This window comes from Pseudomonas fluorescens group sp. PF-69 (assembly GCF_054481235.1).
Map to the genome: position 1 here is coordinate 5,745,063 of NZ_JBTMNC010000001.1, position 18,684 is coordinate 5,763,746.

The following is an 18,684-nucleotide window of genomic DNA, read 5'->3' on the forward strand; positions in this document are numbered from 1 at the left end:
TCTTTGTGGGAGCGAGCCTGCTCGCGATGGCTGCTTATCAGTCGTCAACGGTGCTGACTGTCACACCGCTATCGCGAGCAGGCTCGCTCCCACATGGGGTGTTTTCAGCCCTTGGCGGCCATCGCGGTGACTTCCACGCGCATGCCTTCGACCGCCAGGGCGGCCACGCCAACGGCGGCGCGTACCGGCCATGGCTTGGCGAAAAAGCGCTGATAAACCTCGTTGAAGGCGGCGCGGTCGGCCATGTCGGTGAGGTAGATGGTCAGGTGCAGAACCCGGTCCATGGAACTGCCGGCACGCTCCAGCGCAACCTTCAGCGCCTGCAGGGTGCATTCGCTCTGGAGGGTGATGTCGCCCAGCTCCAGGCTGCCGTCCGCGCGGGTAGGGATCTGGGTGGAGACCAGCAGGCCGCCAAAACCGGCAACGTCGGAGGAGATGGAATCGGCATCGGGGTCAGGAACGAAGATGATGTCTTGATTGGCCATGGGAAACTCTTGCTCGAGGGGTAAAGGGTCGGTCGAAACCGGGCGGCCAGTTTACAGTGCCATCGTCAGGCCGTCCCTGAATCAGCTCGAAAACCCCGCCCCCACGCAGAGGGGCCCTGCCCCGTTACACGCCGCCGCGCCCGCATTCACCGAATCAATGAATTGCACGAACGCCTGGCCAGTCAGTGGCACCGAGAAAAAATTGCCCTGGCCGACCTCATACCCTTGGGCCTTGAGGATGTCACGCTGGACAGAGGACTCGATGCCTTCGGCCACCACGGTCAGCGACAGACTCTTGCCGATGCCGATGACCGACTCGCTCAGGGCCCGGCAAGACGTGTCGTGCTCCAGGTCGTCGACAAAACTCTTGTCCAGTTTCAGCTCGCTGATCGGCAGATGCCGCAAATACCCCAGACTGGAATAGCCCGTGCCGAAATCATCGATGGCCAGCCGCACCCCCAATGCGTGCAGGTCGCGGATGGTTTTACAGGTGCCAGGACTGTTGGAAAGCACCACGCCCTCGGTCACTTCCACGCACAAGTCGGCGGGTTGCAAACCGTTTCGCTGCAATTGGCCGGCAATCAGTTCAGCCAGATCGAGGTTATGAAAGTTGATCGGCGACAGGTTGATCGAAAGCGACGCAATCGCCAATCCCTGCCGACGCCAGCCGGCCAGTTGTTCGCATGCCGCTTGCAGCACCCACTGACTCAGGTCATTGATCAGCCCGCACTCCTCGGCCAGCGGTATGAATTGCCTTGGCGAGATGTCGCCCAGGGCCGGATGCGCCCAGCGTGCCAACGCCTCGACACCCACCAGCCTGCCACTCTTGAGGTCGATCTGCGGCTGGTAGAACAACTCGAGGTTGCCGGTGGCCATGGCGTTGCGCAGCGCCGTTTCCAGCACCAATCGGTCTTGAGCGATCCGGTTCATCTTTTCGACAAAAAAGCTGAAGCTGCCGCGTTCGATGCGCTTGGCCTGATACATCGCAATGTCGGCTCGGTGCAGCAGGCTCTCCATGTCCCGCCCATCGCCGGGGAACAGGCTGATGCCAATGCTGGCCGAAACGACCACCGACATGCCCGCGATCGTCATCGGACGACTCAGGAGCATCATCATCCGCTCCAGAAAAGTCGCGACCTGCGTCGCGTTCATGCGTGGCAGCACCAGGACGAATTCGTCGCCGGACAAACGCCCGACCAGGTCGGACTCTCGCAACAGGCTGCGCAGCCGGTGCGCCATGACGCGCAATAATTCGTCACCCGAGGCATGGCCCAACGCATCGTTGATTTGCTTGAAACGATCCAGGTCGACGAACAGCACGGCCAGCTCCGCCTGCTCTCGCGCCATTTCGCCCAGGGTGCGTTGCGCCTGGGCGAGCAGATAACTGCGATTGGGCAGGCCGGTCAATCCATCGTAAAAGGCCATTTTTCGAATGGATTGGCGGGCTTGCTCGCGTTCGAGGGCCAACATGCAAAGATGCGTGCCCGCTTTGACCAAGTGGCCATGCAAGGGGTCCGGTCCACGGCTTTCCCGGAAATACAGGGCAAAGGTCGCGGCGATGCGCCCGGAACCGTTGCGTACCGGCATCGACCAACAGGCCTGCAAACCCGACTGTTGTGCCAGTTGCTTGTAGTCCGCCCACAGCGGGTCGTTGTTGATGTCGGTCACCAGCACCGGTTCGCCCCGGTAGGCGGCGGTACCGCAGGACCCCGTCGTGGGGCCGATGGCCAGACCCTCGATGGCCCTGGAGTACTCGACCGGCAAGCCGGGGCTGGCCAGGGGATGCAGAATTCCTTGCGGATCGACACTCAGGATCGACACGATGACTTCGGGGGCGATGCGTTCAATTTCATGGCACAACAGCGTCAGCACGCTCTCCAGCGACTCCTCCTTGAGCAATGCGCCAATGACTTTGTTCTGCAGCACCTCATGCAACTTCGACTGGGTAATGTCCGTCAGCACGATCACGACGTGTTCGAGCTGGTCTTGAGCGTCGAAGACGGGTGTCGAGGACACATGCACCCACAGGCGCTGGCCACTGCGTTTGCTGATCAGGGCGCTGAACTCGTGAGGCTGGCCGCAGAGAATGGCTTCCAGCTCCGGCTCCGCTTGCGTCTCGGCCCGAGCGTCGGGCACGAAAAACAGCAAGGGTGACTGCCCGATCACCTCTTCACGGGAATACCCCAGCAAGCGGATCAGTCCGTCATTCACGTAGATAAGCTGTTGATGGGCGTCGACGATGCACGTCGCCGAATGCGTGGCGTTGATCGACATCGATAGCAACCGGTGCTCGAGATCTTGCACGCGCAGGTGCGTGACATCCTTGAGGAATACCGCATGCAGGGTCTGATCGTGCATGACGATTGTCGAGACGGACATCACGCCCCAGCGTTCCTGACCATCCTGGCGCACGATCCGCGTATCCAGACTGCTGCCTGCCAGGTGATGGACGCCGCCGTCCGCGTGCTCGCTGGCAGAACCGTCAGGGTTGGGGTCAAGCCCCCGGGGAATCAGGGCACTGAAGTTACCGCCCAGCGCCTCAATGCGCGAACAGCCCCAAAAGCGTTCGGCAGCGGCATTGAAAAACACCACGAGGCCCTGCGCATCCACGACCACCACGGCGTCGATAGCCTGCTCCAGTGTTTGCACCAAGACGCCTGGAGCCGCTTCGTCTCTTGCCAGTTCGACCCTTGTGTTCATCGCTGCCACATTTATCCGTGCAACCACCGCTTTTCATCCAGAAAAGCCAGTGGAACGCCGAAAGACCCTTCCCTGCCAGAAGGGACCCATCATCCAGGCAACAGTTGATTCCGGTTAACGAAGCGCAACAGCATCAAGAACATGGAAATCAGGATAGCCGTGAAGTGGCGACCTGACGAAAACATTGGCGTCAGGCCACCCGTTCAATCTTTTGCGCACGGCGCTTCTTCTCGGCGCCGTTGAAGCGCATCAACACGATTCGCACGAACTTGTTCCAGGCATAACCGACCACGATCCCGCCGACGATGGCGATCACCACGGCCAGTACAGGGCTGTCATTGAGGCGACGGGCCACGGACTGGAACTGGAAGTGCGTCAGATAGATGTACAGCGTTGACGCCGCGATGGCGGCGAGCCCCCGCGCGATGAGTCCTGGCACGGGCACCGAGCGGATCCAGATCACCGCGAGCACCGCCGGCACCGCCACATCGATGTATTCGCTCATGCCAACCGCAGGCAATCCATGCCCGTAGAACTCCAGTAAATCTCGCCCGCCCACCACAATGACCGCCACCGCGCTGGCCATCCATTTGCGCCGGGTGGAGTCGGCATAGTGAATGGCCATGCCGAGCACCATGATCGCCAGGTAGTGCTGCGGCACCCGGTTATTGAGCGCGGAAGCGTCAAACACATAGGCACTGATCAACAGGTCAGCCACCGCCAGCAGGCAGGACGCCATGAGCAAATAACGGAACGGATTGGAAAGGATGATTTGCCTGACGCGCTCGAACGACAACACGATCCCGATGATCAGGATCATCTGCAACAGCACCTCGATGTACCAATAGGTGAAGTTGCCGATTTCCTTGGGTGGAAACCAGTTGGAAATCATCAGCACTGACGGCCAGTGAACCCTGTCGAAAAGCACCTGGGTCAACACCGTATACAGGACGGTGGGCACCGCGATACTGGCCATGGACTTGAGGAGCGTGCTGGCGTTACCGCGCTCATTGATGGCTTGAACCTGGAACCTCGCCAGGCTGAGACCGGACACGGCGAACAACACGGCCGTTTCGCCGAAAAACGCCCAATCCTTAAACAGTTGAAAATGCCCGACCACGATCATCACGATGGACATGACCCGCAGCAACACGGGTACTTCCATCGCCCGAACGGCCAGCCTCGACGGTTTGGCCGTATTGGCCAGCTCACCCAGATCACGGACCGGCAGCATTTCCCATCGCTCGGGCAGATGCCCGATCAACCGCTCGAGGACCATTGATGCCTGGACGAACGACAGCGAATCGCCGCCCAGCTCCACGAACGACAGGTTGGCGTCGATATGCGGGACTTCGAGGATTGCAGACCAGGCGTCCACCAGCTTGAGCCCGATCGGCGACAGATTCTGGTTCGAGCCCGGGGACGCCGCTTCCGTCGAGGCGCCCGCTGCAGTCAGCGCCCGCTTATCGATCTTGCCATTGGGCGTCAGTGGAATGGCGTCCAGAAACACGAACAACGCCGGCACCATATAGTCGGGAAGTGCCTTGCTGACATGCTCGCGCAATTGAACCGACGAAACAGGCTGGGTTGAAACGCAATAGGCCACCAGCCTCACGCTGGAACGATCATTCGCCGCCAGCACAACGCACTGCTTGATGCGAGGATGGCGTGAAATGGCGCCTTCGATTTCAGTCAGTTCGATTCGGTGCCCGCGAATCTTGACCTGACTGTCACCGCGCCCCAGAAACATGACACTGCCATCCGGAAGGTACGTGCCGAGGTCGCCGGTCTTGTAGCAAATGTCATCCGGGACACGGGTGAAGGGATTGACCACAAAACTATCCCGGGTCTTCGCCGCGTCGCCCCAGTAACCCAATGACAGATAGGGGCTGCGAATCAGGATTTCCCCCACTGCTCCAATGCCGGCCAGCTGACCGGCGTCATTCACGACCAGCAGTTGTGCCCCGTCTATGCCTTTGCCCAGCGGTATCCGCGAATTGTCGGCGGCGGGGTCGAGCAGGTGAAACGCCATGGCCTGTGGCGTTTCCGTCGTACCGTAGAAGTTCACGCTCTTTGCATCGGGCGCAATGACGCGCATCTGTTTGTACAAGGTATCGCTCAGGGCGTCGCCACCCCAAAACAGATAGCGCAAATCGTTGAATCGGGTTCCATTGATCTTTGCGCCCGCTTCAATGAGCTTGCCCAGGGGCGGCGTCAGGTGAATCACCGAAATGGCATGCTCGTGCAGCCATGTGGCCAGGGCCGATGGATCGATAACCAGCGACTGCGCCGGAATGACCACTTTCGCGCCGATGGACAGCGGCGTGAAGACGTCCCTGTAGACGGGGTCATGGCCCAGTCCGGACAACAGGGAAAAGCAATCGTTTTCCGATAGCGAGTGATGCCGGGTATGCCACTCGATGAAATGAACCAGCGGCGCATGGTGGGTGACAATCCCCTTCGGTTCACCGGTACTGCCCGATGTGAAGGTGATGTAGGCCGGATGAGCCGGGTCGACGTCCGGCAAATCCACGGGAGCGATGGCAAACGCTTGCAGGGATTCGTCAGGCGATTCGGGAATCTGCACCACCTGCGGATGAGCAGTGCCCTGCCCCGGTTGTACAGGCCCAGGATCGAAGGTCGCCCCGCCGCAAAGCAACACAAACGAGGGCTGCAGGATGCGAATGATCTGGTCGATGCGCGCAGCGGGATAGGCCATGTCGGCGACGCTGAACGTCAACCCGGCCCGCGAGGCGCCGAGCATGGCGTAGACCAGGCCCGCGCAGCGATTGGAAACGATGACCACCCGGTCTGACTCGCGGGCGCCCTTTTCGATCAGAAAGCCGGCAATGCCCCGGCTTATGCGCTCAAGTTGACGATAACTGCACGATGCATCGTGGGAGACGACAGCGGTTGCATCGGGTGTACGGTTCGCGTACTGCAAGAAGTCCATGAATATCGGACGTTCGACACAATATTCCAGGGTCAGCGTTGGGTTGGGGCGAACATCCTGCATTTATTGATCCTGCTCCGCATGAAGTCGATTGCGACCCGGTACCCATGACCGCAATCGAACTGACGCCGTCATTCCTTGGCCAGCGCTCCGGGCAAGGTAGCGCCCTGCTGGAAAATCACCGTTTGCGCCGGCATCGGTGCCGGGAAGCCCGCCTCGCCGAGTGCATCCTTGATGGTGCGATTGGTGTCGAAATACACCTGCCAATAGTATTCATTGTGGCAATAAGGACGCACCGCCAACACTGGCCCTACCAGATTGAACTCCAGGATCTCCACATCCACCGCCGGCTCGGAGAGCACGTTGGGGATGGTCGCGATTTTCTCCTTGAGCAAGGCCGCCGCTGCCTTCCAGTCGGCGGCGCCGGACAGCTGTGCCTTGAGTTCAACACGGCGGAACGGATTGTGGGTGAAATTCTGGATGTTGTCGCTGAAGATCTTGTTGTTGCCCACCAGGGTCAGCACGTTGTCCGGGGTATTGATCGCCGTGGCGAACAGGCCGATCTCGGTGACCGTGCCAGTTACCCCGCCGGCGCAAATGAAATCGCCCACCTTGAACGGGCGCAGGACAATGATGAAGGCACCGGCCGCCAGATTGGCCAGCAACCCCGACCAGGCCATGCCGATTGCCAGGCCGACCGCGGCGAGCAGCGCGGCAAAGGTGGTGGTCTGCATGCCGAGGTAACCGAGAATGCCGATCACCAGGATGATGTTCAGCGTCACCGTGATCGCCGAGCCCACATAGCGCAACACGGTCGGGTCGACCTTCTGCTTGCCCAGGGCCTTTTGCACCATATGGACGGCAAAGCCGATCAGCCAGCGCCCGACGATCCAGAACGCGATAGCGGTGAGAATCTTGACCGCGAAAGCGGCCCCGTAGGCCTGAACGATAGCGATGAGGGCGTTGAACTTGGCAGTGGTTACATCAACGATAGTCTCGTCCATGGGGGGAGCTCGCAAATGAGGGTTGACCTCAAGACGCTAGCACAGCCGGCGAGCCCTGCCAGTCGGATTGCGTTACCTATGCCTGGGGGTACATCGCTCTGTAGGAGCCGGCCTGCCAGCGATGGTCGTTAACGATGATGCGTGTGGCCAGGTTAAACGCGGCGTATTTGAGTCCATCGCGAGCAAGCTCGCTCCTACAGGGGCGTGAATGGCATTAAAAAGGTTCTTCACGGAATCCCGGGAAACACAGAAACAAGAACGCCGATTTGATTGATGATGTTCGTGCGAGCAAACACATCTAACAAACCGGCGTTCTTATGCGCGATATTAATACTTTCCTTCCCTTTTGGGAGGGCTTTTCTGTCGTCACCATCAAGCCCGATGGCGATGCGCTACAGATCGACCTGACACCCCACGCCACCCAATTCCCCTCTTGTAGCGGCTGCCAAAAACCGTGCTCGACCACGCATGAGTATTGCCAACGAGTCATCCGCGATCTGCCCATTCTTGGCCGAGCAGTGCGCCTCAGCGTTTTGCTTCGGCGTGTTGGGTGTCGCGACTGTGGTAAACGCATGGAAGCGGTCAGTTGGCTGGATCGCTATGCCCGCATGACGCGCCGCCTGGCCGAGGCGGTCATTCAAGCCTGCGAGCGTCTCCCCACAAAACACGTGGCTCAACTGTTCGGTCTGCATTGGGACAGCGTTCGGTTGCTAGAGCGTCGAGCCTTGCAAGTGGCGTTGAGTGTTTTGCCAAAGGCGCAGCCACGGCGCTTGGTGATGGATGAATTCGCTCTGTTCAAAGGTCATCGTTACGCCAGCGTCGTGCTGGACGCCGATACCCGGCGAGTGCTTTGGATTGGCGAAGGTCGCAGCCGCGCGGCGATCAGGCCATTCTTCGAAGAGCTGGGGCCAGAGGGTTGCGCTCGCATCGAAGCGGTGGCGATGGACATGAACACCGCCTTTGACCTGGAGGTTCGTCAGCACTGCCCAAAAGCGCGCGTGGTCTACGACCTCTTTCATGTGGTGGCCAAATATGGCCGAGAGGTGATTGATCGAGTCCGCGTCGATGAAGCTAATCGGCTACGTCATGACAAGCCTGCCCGAAAGGTCATCAAGCAAGCGCGATGGCTGTTGCTGCGCAACCCGCAGAACCTGAAAACGCCGGAGCAACAGGTCCGTTTGGAGGATCTGCTGGCGGCCAACCAAGCGTTGATGACGGTCTATTTGATGAAGGCTGAACTCAAAACGCTTTGGGCACCGAGCACCGCTTGGGGCTGGCGATCAGCCTGGCAGCAATGGTTGCGCCACGCTCATGAAAGCCAAATACCACCTCTGATCCAGTTTGCCAAACGACTGAAGGGTTACTGGCGAGGCATCGTCAGTCGTGTTCGCTGGCCGATGCATACGGGCCAATTGGAAGGCATCAACAATCGAATAAAGGTCATTAAGCGGATGGCGTACGGTTACCGGGATAGCGAATTCTTTTTCATGAAGATCAAGAGCGTCTTTCCCGGTAATCCGTGAAGAACCATTAAAAAGCCCGCTCAAGGCGGGCTTCGAAGGTTAAGTAGGTGGCCAGCGCTGGTCTCTGGCTTACAAGGTTTATCAGGCCTCCCACAGAACAGTCATGTAACCATGATGCAACTAAACACTGTCCTGCTTCACACGGCATAAGGGCTGGATCTCAGCGCGGAGATCTTTCTAACCGTGTACCCTTCGGAGCGCGCCCCACGCCTCCTCGCTATCCGCTTGCGCATCAGTCTGCGTTTTCACCTACAACTTCAGATTAGCAAAGCACTCAGGGAATGGGTCGGCGTTTTTAGACCGATTTCATCCTGGGAAACACGCGGCTGGATGGAAAAATGCTATCGCCCTCACCGCTCCAGCGATCAGCCGCGACAGGGTCATTCATCGGATAGCGTGTCCGGCCCGGCAAAGTGCTGTAAATATGCATGAACTGCTGCATTATCACAGCACTCAGCCAGACAGGCCTTCGTGAACGTCAATGTTTATAAGCGTTTCGATTGGCATGCAATGTGCCGTATCCAAATACTCAAACGCCAATATCGAGCCGATCCATCAATGGATATCCTGAATTTGCTGGCCAAGAAAGCCCAGCCCCTCGCAAGCTCCGTCAGCGCCGACGGGCAACTGCTCAACCTGTCCGCCAGCCTGAGCAATCAATTGGGCTATGCGCTGGAGGAACTGCTGGCGCAACCGATCGAACGCATTTTCAGCGTCGAGTCGGTGCGTGCCTTGCAGTCGCTGTTCGCCAACCCGCCTGCCGACGAACTCATCCCGAGCCTGGAGCTCACCTTGATTCGCCACAATGGCGGCCTGCTGCACGTGATCGCCAGTGGCCTGCTGGAATGGCGGACCATGCAACCGGCGCGCCTGCACCTGGTGAAAATCCCCCTCGGATCACTGGGCCACCGGCTGCGGGAAATGCACAACGCCAACGAAGTGATGAGTCAGATGCTGCAGAGCGCAAAGGTGGCGTACTGGTGCATCGAATTCGCCGAAGCGGTGAACATCAACAATACCCCGGACGAAATTGTCCGCCAGGTCTTTGAAAACGACTCCCACTGGCGCCTGTGCAACCGCGCCATGGCCGATGTCTACGAGATGCCGTCGGATGTCGATTTCAATCAGCAGCCCGTCCGCCTGTACTGGCCTCGCAGCCCGGCCAACGAAGCATTCGTGCGGCGCTTGATCGAGGCCGGGTTCAGCGTCGACTGCGCCCTCTCGGTGGACCGTCGCCACGACGGCTCGCCGGCCTACGTCGAAAACGATGTGCGGGCAACCATCATCAACGGGCAACTGCTGCGGATGTGGGGCAGCATTCGCGACGTCAGCCAGGAATTGCGCATGCAGCACGACGCCGAGCAGCGCATCGAAGCGTTGCGCCGGGTGTTCGATGCGGTGCCCGACGCCGTGCTGGTGATCGATGAACACCTGCAGCCGCAATGGCGCAATGCAGCGTTCGAAGACACGTTCGGCATCACCCATGGCGCCGGGATCGCACAGTTGCTGCTGGACATGGCCTTGCCCGAACGGACCTGGCACAGCCTGCCGCTACCTGATTGGCATGGGCGCGACCGCAATTTCAATGTGCATTGCTCGCGCATCCTGGTCCGTGAGGGTGTGGCGTGGCGGGTGGCGGTGTTTCGCGAATGCCAGGGGCGTCGCGTCCAGGATTTGCATCCATGAACGACTCGAACCTGCCGCCCTTGTTGCAGATGGGCATGCGTTCTTCGGTCAATGCCAGCAGTGAAGTGCTGGGGGCCTTGCTGGAAACCCCGGCACTGCACGCCTTGCTCGACAGCTTCAGCGAAGCACTGATCGTCACTGACGGCGAAGGTCGGGTGCGTTTTCTCAACCTCGCCGCCGAGCGGGTCAACCGCTTGTCGAAACAGCAAGCCATCGGGTTGTCCGAGCGCGATTTCTTCCAGCGCTCGGCCCTGAATTACGACGACTTGCTGGCCGCGCTCAATCGCGGAGGCAACAGCGCCCTGACCCGTTCCCGGGAAGGTCGGGTACTGCTCAGCAGCACCCATGCCATCCCCACCGGGGCCTATGAAAAACCGTTCAGGATGCTGACCCAGAAAGACTTCGACGGCAGCCAGCCGCAACGGCGGGCATCACTCGGCAATCGACCGGCGGAACCGCAAGGCCTGCGCGATCCACAGGACAACGCCCTGCACCTCTCGCCTCAACTGTCGAGCATCGCCGACACCGGCGTGCGCGCGTTCCGCCGGCGCGCGCGACTGTTGCTCCTGGGCGAGCCCGGCGTCGGCAAGACGGCCATTGCCCGACATATTCACCGTGCGGCCGGCTGGGGTGATCGACCGTTCATTCATGTCAACTGCGGGAGCATTCCCGAGAGCCTGTTCGAGTCGGAGATGTTCGGTTACGAGCGCGGCGCTTTTACCGGTGCGCTGCAAGGAGGCAAGCAAGGCTACATCGAGGCGGCCTCCGGCGGGACGCTGTTCCTCGACGAGATCGGCGAGATCCCCTTGCATGTACAGGCCAAGTTGCTGAAGTTTCTCGAAGACAGCACCATTCAATCGGTCGGCTCGCCCCTGAGCAAGACCGTGCAAGTGCAAGTGATCGCGGCCACCAACAAGGATCTGCGCCACCTGGTGAGCACCGGTGAATTTCGTGCCGATCTTTACTATCGCCTGGCCGTGCTGCCGGTTGAAATCCCGCCACTGCGCCAGCATCGCGCTGACCTGCCGTTTCTCATCGACATCCTGCTCAGCCGCATCAACGGTGATCGCGAGCCTTCCCTGAGCCTGTCGGCCGGTTGCCGCAAGCGCCTGATGAGCTATGACTTCCCGGGCAATATTCGCGAACTGGTCAACATCTTCGAACGCCTGGCGGTTCTCGCCGACGACGAGGCGCAAGAGCATCATTTGCCCGCGGAGCTGCTGCAAGCGCAACGACTGAAACCCGCCGTCGTTCAGGGCGCCACCGATCAGAGCGCCGAGCAGAACCTCAAACTTCAGGTCCAGCAGTTCGAACGCCAGGTCATCCTCGAGGCGGTGGAACTGTGCGGCAGCAAACGCAAGGCGGCGCAGCATCTGGGTATCGATATCGGTACGTTGATTCGCAAATTGCAGCGTGACTGATGCCTTGATTCCCGCCATACACAACCCTGTGGGTGCACGCTCACGCCTGCAGGGGGTGATGTGGCTTCCCGCCTGAATGCTGCAAAAATGCCTACACCCATCGTTATTTTTACCCCCAAGCCGCCCTCAACAAACAATAAAACCCTTTAATTTCAATAACTTGAATAACTGGCACGCCCTGTGCTCCTGCTATCGCAACCCACCGTCGTTGGGCGTTGCATCACAGCCGGCTTTCATCAGCCGAGCCGATAGTCAGGAGAAAAAACAAGAATGCTGATCACCGGGATCAAAAGCCGACCGGTCTATGACCAGTTGCAACCGCTGCCGGGCGGTACGCGGCACATCATTGCGGGGCAAGGCAGTGGCGGGCGCGCCATGTTGCGCCTGCTCGACGAAATGGCCGGCCTGGACCGGCCCATCACCTTGCTGTATTCCCGCGAATCCTTTTCCGGGCAGGACTTTGTCGCCCAATTGCAGGAGCATCCAGGCCATCAATTGAAGCTGTACGCCAGCAACCAGGCGTTGATCGATGACCTGAACGACCTGCTCTTCGATGCGCGAATGGGCACCCGTCTGTACCTCGCCGGGTCCGAAAGCTTCCTGGGCAGCGCCATGCAAGTGGCCACCCGCTACGACCTCAATCGCGATGAAGTGCTGCGCGAACATTCCGGCACGCTGGTGCGCCGGGTCTGGTGCGTGCACTGCGACACCTATACCGAAAACGTCACCCAACGTGTCTACGACTGCCCCGGTTGCGGCCTGACGCTGGTGGTGCGCGATCACTATTCCCGGCGGCTGGCAGCGTTTCAGGCGGTCAAGGCCGATGCCGAAGTACCGGGCGAACTGCCGCCCGCCGAGGAGCTCGACACATGAGCCAGAACACTGGGACTTTGAATCTGCGCGTGGCCCGAATCGAATCGGTGACCCAGCAAATCAAGCGCTTCACCCTGGTCTCACCGACCGGCGAGCACTTGCCGGCGTTCTCCGGTGGCAGCCATGTGGTGGTGCTGATCGCCAACGACCGCAACACCTTGCGCAACCCTTACTCGCTGCTGAGCTCGCCCTACGACACCAGCAGCTACCAGATTGCCGTACGCCGCGTGGAAAGCGGTCGTGGCGGCTCGGTGGCCCTGCACGACAGCGTCAATGAAGGCGATCTGATCGAAGTCACGCCGCCGGTCAATCTGTTTCCGCTGATCAAACAGGCACGCCTGCATCTGTTCATCGCTGGCGGCGTCGGCATTACCCCGGTGATTTCCCAACTGGAGGAGTTGCGCCTGAGCAAGGTGCCGTTCGAGCTGCACTACGCGGTGCGCGGCGAAGAACATGCGCAACTTGGCAAAGAGCTGCAGGCGACCTACGGCGACAAGGTTCACCTGTATCGCAAGGGCATCGAAGCGCGCATGGACATCGGCCGGGTCCTGGCCAATCGCCCGCTCGGCAGTCACGTGTACGCCTGCGGCCCGGACAGCATGATCGATGCCACCCTGGCCTGCGCCCGCGAACTGGGCTGGACCGACAGCCACGTGCACTTCGAACGCTTCCTGGAGCAAAGCAGCGGCGGCGAAGCCTTCAGTTTCACCCTCGGCCGCAGTGGCGCGACCATCGAGGTCTCGCCCGACCAGACCATGCTCGAAGCCGTGGAAGCCGCCGGTTACAGCATGCCTTACCTGTGCCGTGGCGGCGCCTGTGGCCACTGCGAAACCGAGGTGCTGGAGCTCGACGGCGAGCTGCTGCACACCGATGACTGGCTGTCCGACGAGGACAAAACCAGCGGCAAGAAAATCATGCCCTGCGTGTCCCGCGCCAAATGCAATCGCCTGGTCATCGACCTCTGATCGACGGAGAAAAAAAACAATGAACATCCCATTCAATCCCGACGAAACCTACCGCGACGACTACACCTTCGCCAACAGCCCGGAATGCATCGCCCGCGCGCCCTTCCCGTTTCCCGATGACAATTACATGTACTCGATGAACCTCGAGCCCCATGTCTCGGTGGGAGACGGTGCCTTGCGCGCCGCGTTCGATATCGACGAGCATTACATCAGCGAATGCCGCGACCGGGCGATCACCCTGGAGAAAGACCCGGGCATGCACTATGTCTCGGCGCCGCACATGATGGAGGCGCAATGGGATTTGCTCGAACTGATCATGGAATCCTACGCCCGGGACTACCCGCAGTACTTCAGCCTGGAGCGTGAAGGCCGCCAGTGGCACTGGACCAACCGCTTGCTGGACATTGACGACCGCTTCACCTTCGGTGACCCGACCACCCTGCCCTACGAGCCGATGGAGTACGTGACCCGTCAGGCCCAGGGCGACTGGGTGTTGCAAGAGGAACGCGACGGCACACTGTACTGGGGGGCGGGCATCGCCACCCAGCGCGCCGACTATTCGCTGCGATTCAACCTCGGCATGAGCTGGGAAGAATTCCACGGCCCGGTGCCGCTGGTGAAAGAAATCGGCATGCTCGACCGTGCGCTGAAGTTCCTGCTGCGCCTGCGCACCGGGCATCCGGTGCGGCGCCTGAACTGGTCGCTGACGGTCAACCCGCGCCTCGAAGTCTCGGCCGAAAGCCTGCCGGAATGGGCGCCGGACCGGACCATCGTGACGGCGGAAAATGCCGGAAAACTGGTTTACCTGCGCATTGAGTTGCAACCCTTGCATCGCCTGCCGCGCAGCAACGCCATCCTGTTCCCGATCCGCACCTACCTGCTCAGCCTCGAAGACATCGCCACCAACCCGGCCTGGGCCCGGCGCATGCACCGGGTGCTGCGCGACCTGGATCAGCAACTGGTCGACTACAAGGGCTTCAGCCGTTATCGCGATGCGGCGGTGGAGTGGTTGTCGCGATACGACGACGGGCGCGACAGCGAAGTGACAAAGCAGGCCTAAAAAAAAATAACGCCTTTATCCCTGTAGGAGCGAGCCCGCTCGCGATGATCTCAATTGCACCGCGTTTACCCAGACCGGTCGCGTCATCGTTGGCCTCCATCGCGAGCACGCTCGCTCCTGCAAGGGAACCAAGGCGAAACAAACGTCAGAACCCAATCACTGCCATTGATAATGAGGAAATAACATGAGTGGCTCACCTAACGCGCGTGCAAGCGTCAGCGACGACCAGGATGCGGAACAGCTCCGCGCCCTCGGCTACAGTTCGGATTTCAATCGCAGCATGAGCCTGTGGGAGAACTTCTCCCTGGGTTTTACCTACCTGTCGCCGGTCGTCGGCGTCTATACCCTGTTCGGTTTGTGCCTGGCCGCCGGCGGCCCGCCGATGTTCTGGTCTTATTTGCTGATCGGCGCCGGGCAGATGCTGGTGTGCCTGATCTTCGGTGAAGTGGTATCGCAATTCCCGATTTCCGGCGGCGTGTACCCTTGGGCCCGCCGGCTGGTAGGCAAGCGCTGGGCGTGGATGGTCGGCTGGGTGTATGCCTGGGCCTTGTGCGCGACCATCGCCGGGGTCGCGGTGGGTGCCGGGCCTTACCTGGCGATCATGCTCGGCTACAAGCCCGGTCCCGAGGCCAACATCCTCATCGCCCTGGCGATCATCCTGCTCTCCACGGCGTTGAATCTGGTGGGCACCAAACTGTTGGCGCGGGTGGCGATGTTCGGCTTTCTGTGCGAGTTGGTCGGCGCGATTCTGGTCGGCGGCTACCTGCTGATCTTCGAACGTCACCAGCCGCTCAGCGTGTTGTTCAACACCTTCAACCTTGAGGTGAATGGTTCATACCTGCCGGCATTCCTCGCGGCGTCCCTGGCCGGTCTGTTCCAGTACTACGGCTTCGAGGCCTGCGGCGATGTCGCCGAAGAAACACCGAACCCGGGCAAGCGCATTCCCAAAGCCATGCGCATGACCATCTACATCGGCGGTGCGGCGGCGATGTTTGCCTGCCTGGCGCTGATCCTCTCGGTGCCGGACATGGCCAAGGTCCTGGCCGGTGAAGACACCGACCCGGTCGCCACCATCCTGGCCAATGCCTTCGGCCCGGTCGGTTCCCGCCTGGTCATGGCCGTGGTCATGGTGTCGTTCATTTCCTGCGTGTTGAGCCTGCAAGCGGCGGCCAGCCGGTTGCTGTTCGCCTACGCCCGCGACGAAATGATCGTCGGCAGTTCGCTGTTCAAGCGCCTGTCGGCCAACCATGTGCCGTCGTTCGCCCTGCTGGTCAGCGGCCTGGTACCGGCAGCGATCGTCTGCCTGGGCATGTTCATGGCCGATGCCGTGGCCACCATCGTCGGCTTTGCCGCGATCGGTATCTACGTGGCCTTCCAGTTGATCGTGGTCGCCGCGTTGATCGCCCGGGCCAAGGGCTGGCGTCCGAACGGTCAATTCACCCTCGGCGCCTGGGGCCTGTGGGTGAACCTGGCCGCGCTGGTCTACGGTGTGTGCGCCATCGTCAACATGGTCTGGCCGCGCTCGCCCGATGCCGCGTGGTACATCAACTACTCGATGATCCTGACCACGCTGGTGGTGATGGGCGCCGGGCTGGTCTACATGCTGCTGGGCAAACCTTATGACAAGGGCACGGCGCCGGCGGGTGACGCGTGGAAGTTCTCCAAACCCAAGGCCAAAGCGACGGGAGTGACCGGCGCAACGCTGCAACAGCCTTGAGGCCATTGACCCTCTACGACCTGTAACCGACCTGTAGGGGCTGGCTTGCCAGCTCCTACGGGTTTTGTGTCCTGCGCAATTGTGCGGCCCCCACCTCTACAACGTGCGCTGGCTATTGCCAATGCCCTTGGCAATATCGATCCCCCAATCCATCGCCGCTTCCATGTCCAGCATGTGCGGCTTGGGATCAGGGTTCTCTTCAATGACCGTGCCGTCCGGCCGGTAAACACCGATGAACATCCCCAGCGAGCCGTCCCTGAGGATTTCGGCCTTGACCTCGATGCTGCATCCATTCGACAGCGTTTCCTTGTGAATCAGATGGCGCTCAGTCATTGCGGCATTCCTCTCCGTACTGGATGTGGACCCTATCCGCCATGCTAGCTCAGCCCCGCCAAACAGCGCTGACTCACAGGACCAGAGGCGTACCCTGACAGCGGCGTAAGGCCACCTATACTACAAGCCACCTCCCCTCAGGGGTCTGCACTTCCAACAATAAAAAGCAGAGGTGGAACATGGTCTGGCAGCAAGTCTACGATCCGTTCAACAACCCGGTGCTTTCAACCCTCATGGCAGCCGTGCCAGTGGTGGTGATGTTGGCCTCCCTGGCTTTTTTTCACGTCAAGGCGCACCTGGCGGCGCTGCTCGCCCTCACCTCGGCCTTGCTGATCGCGATCTTCGCCTTTGGCATGCCCGCCAACATGGCCGGGTCGGCAGCGTTGTACGGTGCCGCCAATGGTCTGCTGCCGATTGGCTGGATCGTGCTGAACATCATCTTCCTGCACCGGCTGACCACCGAAAACGGCTCGTTCAAAGTGCTGCAGGATTCCCTGGCGAAAATCACCGACGACCGCCGCCTGCAACTGTTGCTGATCGCCTTCTGTTTCGGCGCGTTCTTCGAGGGGGCGGCCGGTTTCGGCACGCCCGTGGCGGTGACCGGGGCGATCCTGATCGGCCTGGGCTTCTCACCGCTGGCCGCCTCTGGCCTGGCGCTGATCGCCAATACCGCGCCGGTGGCCTTCGGTGCCCTCGGCACGCCGATCATCACCCTGGCCAAAGTCACCGGGCTGGATGAAATGGAGCTGTCGATGATGGTTGGCCGGCAACTGCCGTTCTTCTCGGTGATCGTGCCGTTCTGGCTGATCTGGGCCTTCGCCGGTTGGCGCAAGATGCTGGAAATCTGGCCGGCGATCCTGGTGGCCGGGGTCACCTTCGCCGTGCCGCAGTTCCTGGTGTCCAACTATCACGGGCCCATGCTGGTGGATGTGATTGCCGCACTGATTTCCATGGCCTGCCTGACCGGTTTCCTCAAGGTCTGGAAACCGGCCACGGTGCATACCTCTGCTGCCCTGTCCGGACGGGTCGACCACTCGAAAATCGATACCGAGCATGAGAGCAAAACCGAGCCGACCGCGACCTTTGCCAGCGAGGCCAAGCCTGCGGTGATGCGCGCGTGGATGCCGTGGATCATCCTGACCATCTTCGTCTTCGCCTGGGGCACCCAGGGCTTCAAGAACCTGTTCGACACACGCCCTGCGATCGATCCGGCCACCCATTCGGCCAAGCTCGACCCACAGGGCAAACCGTTGTCTGAAGCCAATCCGATATTCGCGCCGGTCCTGACCTTTACCACCATCCACCAGCAAATCGAGAAAGTGCCGCCGGTGGTGCCGGCACCGAAAACCGAGGACGCGGTGTACAAGTTCACCTGGTTCACCGCCACCGGCAGCGGCATCCTGCTCTCGGCGATTCTCGGCGGATTGCTGATGGGTTACAGCATCCCGCAGCTGATCAGCCAATACCTGCGAACGCTGTGGGTGGTGCGCTATTCGCTGATCACCATCACCGCCATGCTCGCCCTCGGCTTTCTCACGCGTTATTCGGGACTCGACGCCACCATGGGCCTGGCGTTCGCGGCGACGGGGATTTTCTACCCGATGTTCGGCACCCTGCTCGGCTGGCTCGGCGTCGCCCTGACCGGCTCCGACACCGCCTCCAACGTGCTGTTCGGCGGCTTGCAACGGGTCACGTCCGAGCAACTGGGGCTCAGCCCGGTATTGATGGCCGCCGCCAACAGCTCCGGCGGGGTCATGGGCAAGATGGTCGATGCCCAGTCGATCGTGGTCGCCTCCACCGCCACCCGCTGGTACGGCCATGAAGGGGAAATCCTGCGCTACGTGTTCTTCCACTCGATCATCCTGGCGATCCTGGTCGGCGGGCTGGTGACGTTGCAGGCCTATGTGGTGCCGTTCAGCCACATGGTGGTGGGCAGCCATTGATCGCCCAAGGTCCTGGCCAGC

The 18,684-nt window shown here is 60.7% G+C and carries 13 protein-coding genes; 8 read left to right on the forward strand and 5 right to left on the reverse strand.

Translation table 11 applies throughout. The annotated features are described in order from the left end of the window. Positions 1–104 precede the first annotated feature (104 nt). The 4 genes from ACX3YF_RS26810 to ACX3YF_RS26825 form a co-directional block, all read right to left on the reverse strand. A complete protein-coding gene (locus tag ACX3YF_RS26810) occupies positions 105–485 on the reverse strand; it encodes a RidA family protein (protein ID WP_458974609.1) in 381 nt (126 codons plus the stop codon). A gap of 81 nt (positions 486–566) precedes the next feature. Then, positions 567–3,185, reverse strand: coding sequence for an EAL domain-containing protein (locus ACX3YF_RS26815; protein WP_448646433.1), 2,619 nt, complete (start codon positions 3,183–3,185; stop codon positions 567–569). 190 nt (positions 3,186–3,375) lie between these two features. Further along, positions 3,376–6,201, reverse strand: coding sequence for an amino acid adenylation domain-containing protein (locus tag ACX3YF_RS26820; protein WP_458974610.1), 2,826 nt, complete (start codon positions 6,199–6,201; stop codon positions 3,376–3,378). A gap of 68 nt (positions 6,202–6,269) precedes the next feature. Beyond that, a complete protein-coding gene (locus ACX3YF_RS26825; RefSeq protein ID WP_130208998.1) occupies positions 6,270–7,142 on the reverse strand; it encodes a mechanosensitive ion channel family protein in 873 nt (290 codons plus the stop codon). Between the two features lie 317 nt (positions 7,143–7,459). On the opposite strand from ACX3YF_RS26825, the gene ACX3YF_RS26830 reads away from it, so the two are divergent. The 7 genes from ACX3YF_RS26830 (at position 7,460) to ACX3YF_RS26860 (ending at position 16,387) form a co-directional block, all read left to right on the forward strand. Continuing rightward, on the forward strand, positions 7,460–8,665 hold the full coding sequence (locus ACX3YF_RS26830) for an ISL3 family transposase (protein WP_130211659.1): 1,206 nt from the start codon (positions 7,460–7,462) through the stop codon (positions 8,663–8,665). Between the two features lie 558 nt (positions 8,666–9,223). Then, positions 9,224–10,351: a PAS domain-containing protein gene (locus ACX3YF_RS26835; protein ID WP_448646431.1), complete on the forward strand. Its 1,128-nt coding sequence runs from the start codon at positions 9,224–9,226 to the stop codon at positions 10,349–10,351. Beyond that, on the forward strand, positions 10,348–11,772 hold the full coding sequence (locus ACX3YF_RS26840; RefSeq protein ID WP_288097909.1) for a sigma-54 interaction domain-containing protein: 1,425 nt from the start codon (positions 10,348–10,350) through the stop codon (positions 11,770–11,772). Before ACX3YF_RS26835 ends, ACX3YF_RS26840 begins: the two co-directional genes overlap by 4 nt. Before the next feature lie 270 nt (positions 11,773–12,042). Further along, complete coding sequence (locus tag ACX3YF_RS26845; protein WP_047527973.1) at positions 12,043–12,645, forward strand: dimethylamine monooxygenase subunit DmmA family protein; 603 nt, start codon at positions 12,043–12,045, stop codon at positions 12,643–12,645. Beyond that, positions 12,642–13,610 (forward strand): PDR/VanB family oxidoreductase, encoded by a 969-nt coding sequence (locus ACX3YF_RS26850; protein WP_458974611.1) that lies wholly within the window; start codon positions 12,642–12,644, stop codon positions 13,608–13,610. Before ACX3YF_RS26845 ends, ACX3YF_RS26850 begins: the two co-directional genes overlap by 4 nt. A gap of 19 nt (positions 13,611–13,629) precedes the next feature. Continuing rightward, the gene (locus ACX3YF_RS26855) at positions 13,630–14,670 is read left to right on the forward strand and encodes a heme-dependent oxidative N-demethylase family protein (protein WP_130209006.1); all 1,041 of its coding nucleotides are present in this window, start codon (positions 13,630–13,632) and stop codon (positions 14,668–14,670) included. A gap of 184 nt (positions 14,671–14,854) precedes the next feature. Next, on the forward strand, positions 14,855–16,387 hold the full coding sequence (locus ACX3YF_RS26860) for an APC family permease (protein WP_130209010.1): 1,533 nt from the start codon (positions 14,855–14,857) through the stop codon (positions 16,385–16,387). A 96-nt stretch (positions 16,388–16,483) separates the two neighbouring features. Here ACX3YF_RS26860 and ACX3YF_RS26865 read toward each other — a convergent pair whose 3' ends face one another. Beyond that, positions 16,484–16,720, reverse strand: a complete 237-nt coding sequence (locus ACX3YF_RS26865; protein WP_047527965.1) for a hypothetical protein — start codon at positions 16,718–16,720, stop codon at positions 16,484–16,486. A gap of 179 nt (positions 16,721–16,899) precedes the next feature. On the opposite strand from ACX3YF_RS26865, the gene ACX3YF_RS26870 reads away from it, so the two are divergent. Beyond that, positions 16,900–18,663 (forward strand): L-lactate permease, encoded by a 1,764-nt coding sequence (locus tag ACX3YF_RS26870; RefSeq protein WP_458974612.1) that lies wholly within the window; start codon positions 16,900–16,902, stop codon positions 18,661–18,663. Positions 18,664–18,684: the final 21 nt, after the last annotated feature.

What these genes read in the sequence shown, in the direction of transcription:
- ACX3YF_RS26810 (WP_458974609.1), bottom strand. Translation starts at nt 485, where the DNA reads ATGGCCAATCAAGACATCATCTTCGTTCCTGACCCCGATGCCGATTCC.
- ACX3YF_RS26815 (WP_448646433.1), bottom strand. Translation starts at nt 3,185, where the DNA reads ATGAACACAAGGGTCGAACTGGCAAGAGACGAAGCGGCTCCAGGCGTC.
- ACX3YF_RS26820 (WP_458974610.1), bottom strand. Translation starts at nt 6,201, where the DNA reads ATGCAGGATGTTCGCCCCAACCCAACGCTGACCCTGGAATATTGTGTC.
- ACX3YF_RS26825 (WP_130208998.1), bottom strand. Translation starts at nt 7,142, where the DNA reads ATGGACGAGACTATCGTTGATGTAACCACTGCCAAGTTCAACGCCCTC.
- ACX3YF_RS26830 (WP_130211659.1), top strand. Translation starts at nt 7,460, where the DNA reads ATGCGCGATATTAATACTTTCCTTCCCTTTTGGGAGGGCTTTTCTGTC.
- ACX3YF_RS26835 (WP_448646431.1), top strand. Translation starts at nt 9,224, where the DNA reads ATGGATATCCTGAATTTGCTGGCCAAGAAAGCCCAGCCCCTCGCAAGC.
- ACX3YF_RS26840 (WP_288097909.1), top strand. Translation starts at nt 10,348, where the DNA reads ATGAACGACTCGAACCTGCCGCCCTTGTTGCAGATGGGCATGCGTTCT.
- ACX3YF_RS26845 (WP_047527973.1), top strand. Translation starts at nt 12,043, where the DNA reads ATGCTGATCACCGGGATCAAAAGCCGACCGGTCTATGACCAGTTGCAA.
- ACX3YF_RS26850 (WP_458974611.1), top strand. Translation starts at nt 12,642, where the DNA reads ATGAGCCAGAACACTGGGACTTTGAATCTGCGCGTGGCCCGAATCGAA.
- ACX3YF_RS26855 (WP_130209006.1), top strand. Translation starts at nt 13,630, where the DNA reads ATGAACATCCCATTCAATCCCGACGAAACCTACCGCGACGACTACACC.
- ACX3YF_RS26860 (WP_130209010.1), top strand. Translation starts at nt 14,855, where the DNA reads ATGAGTGGCTCACCTAACGCGCGTGCAAGCGTCAGCGACGACCAGGAT.
- ACX3YF_RS26865 (WP_047527965.1), bottom strand. Translation starts at nt 16,720, where the DNA reads ATGACTGAGCGCCATCTGATTCACAAGGAAACGCTGTCGAATGGATGC.
- ACX3YF_RS26870 (WP_458974612.1), top strand. Translation starts at nt 16,900, where the DNA reads ATGGTCTGGCAGCAAGTCTACGATCCGTTCAACAACCCGGTGCTTTCA.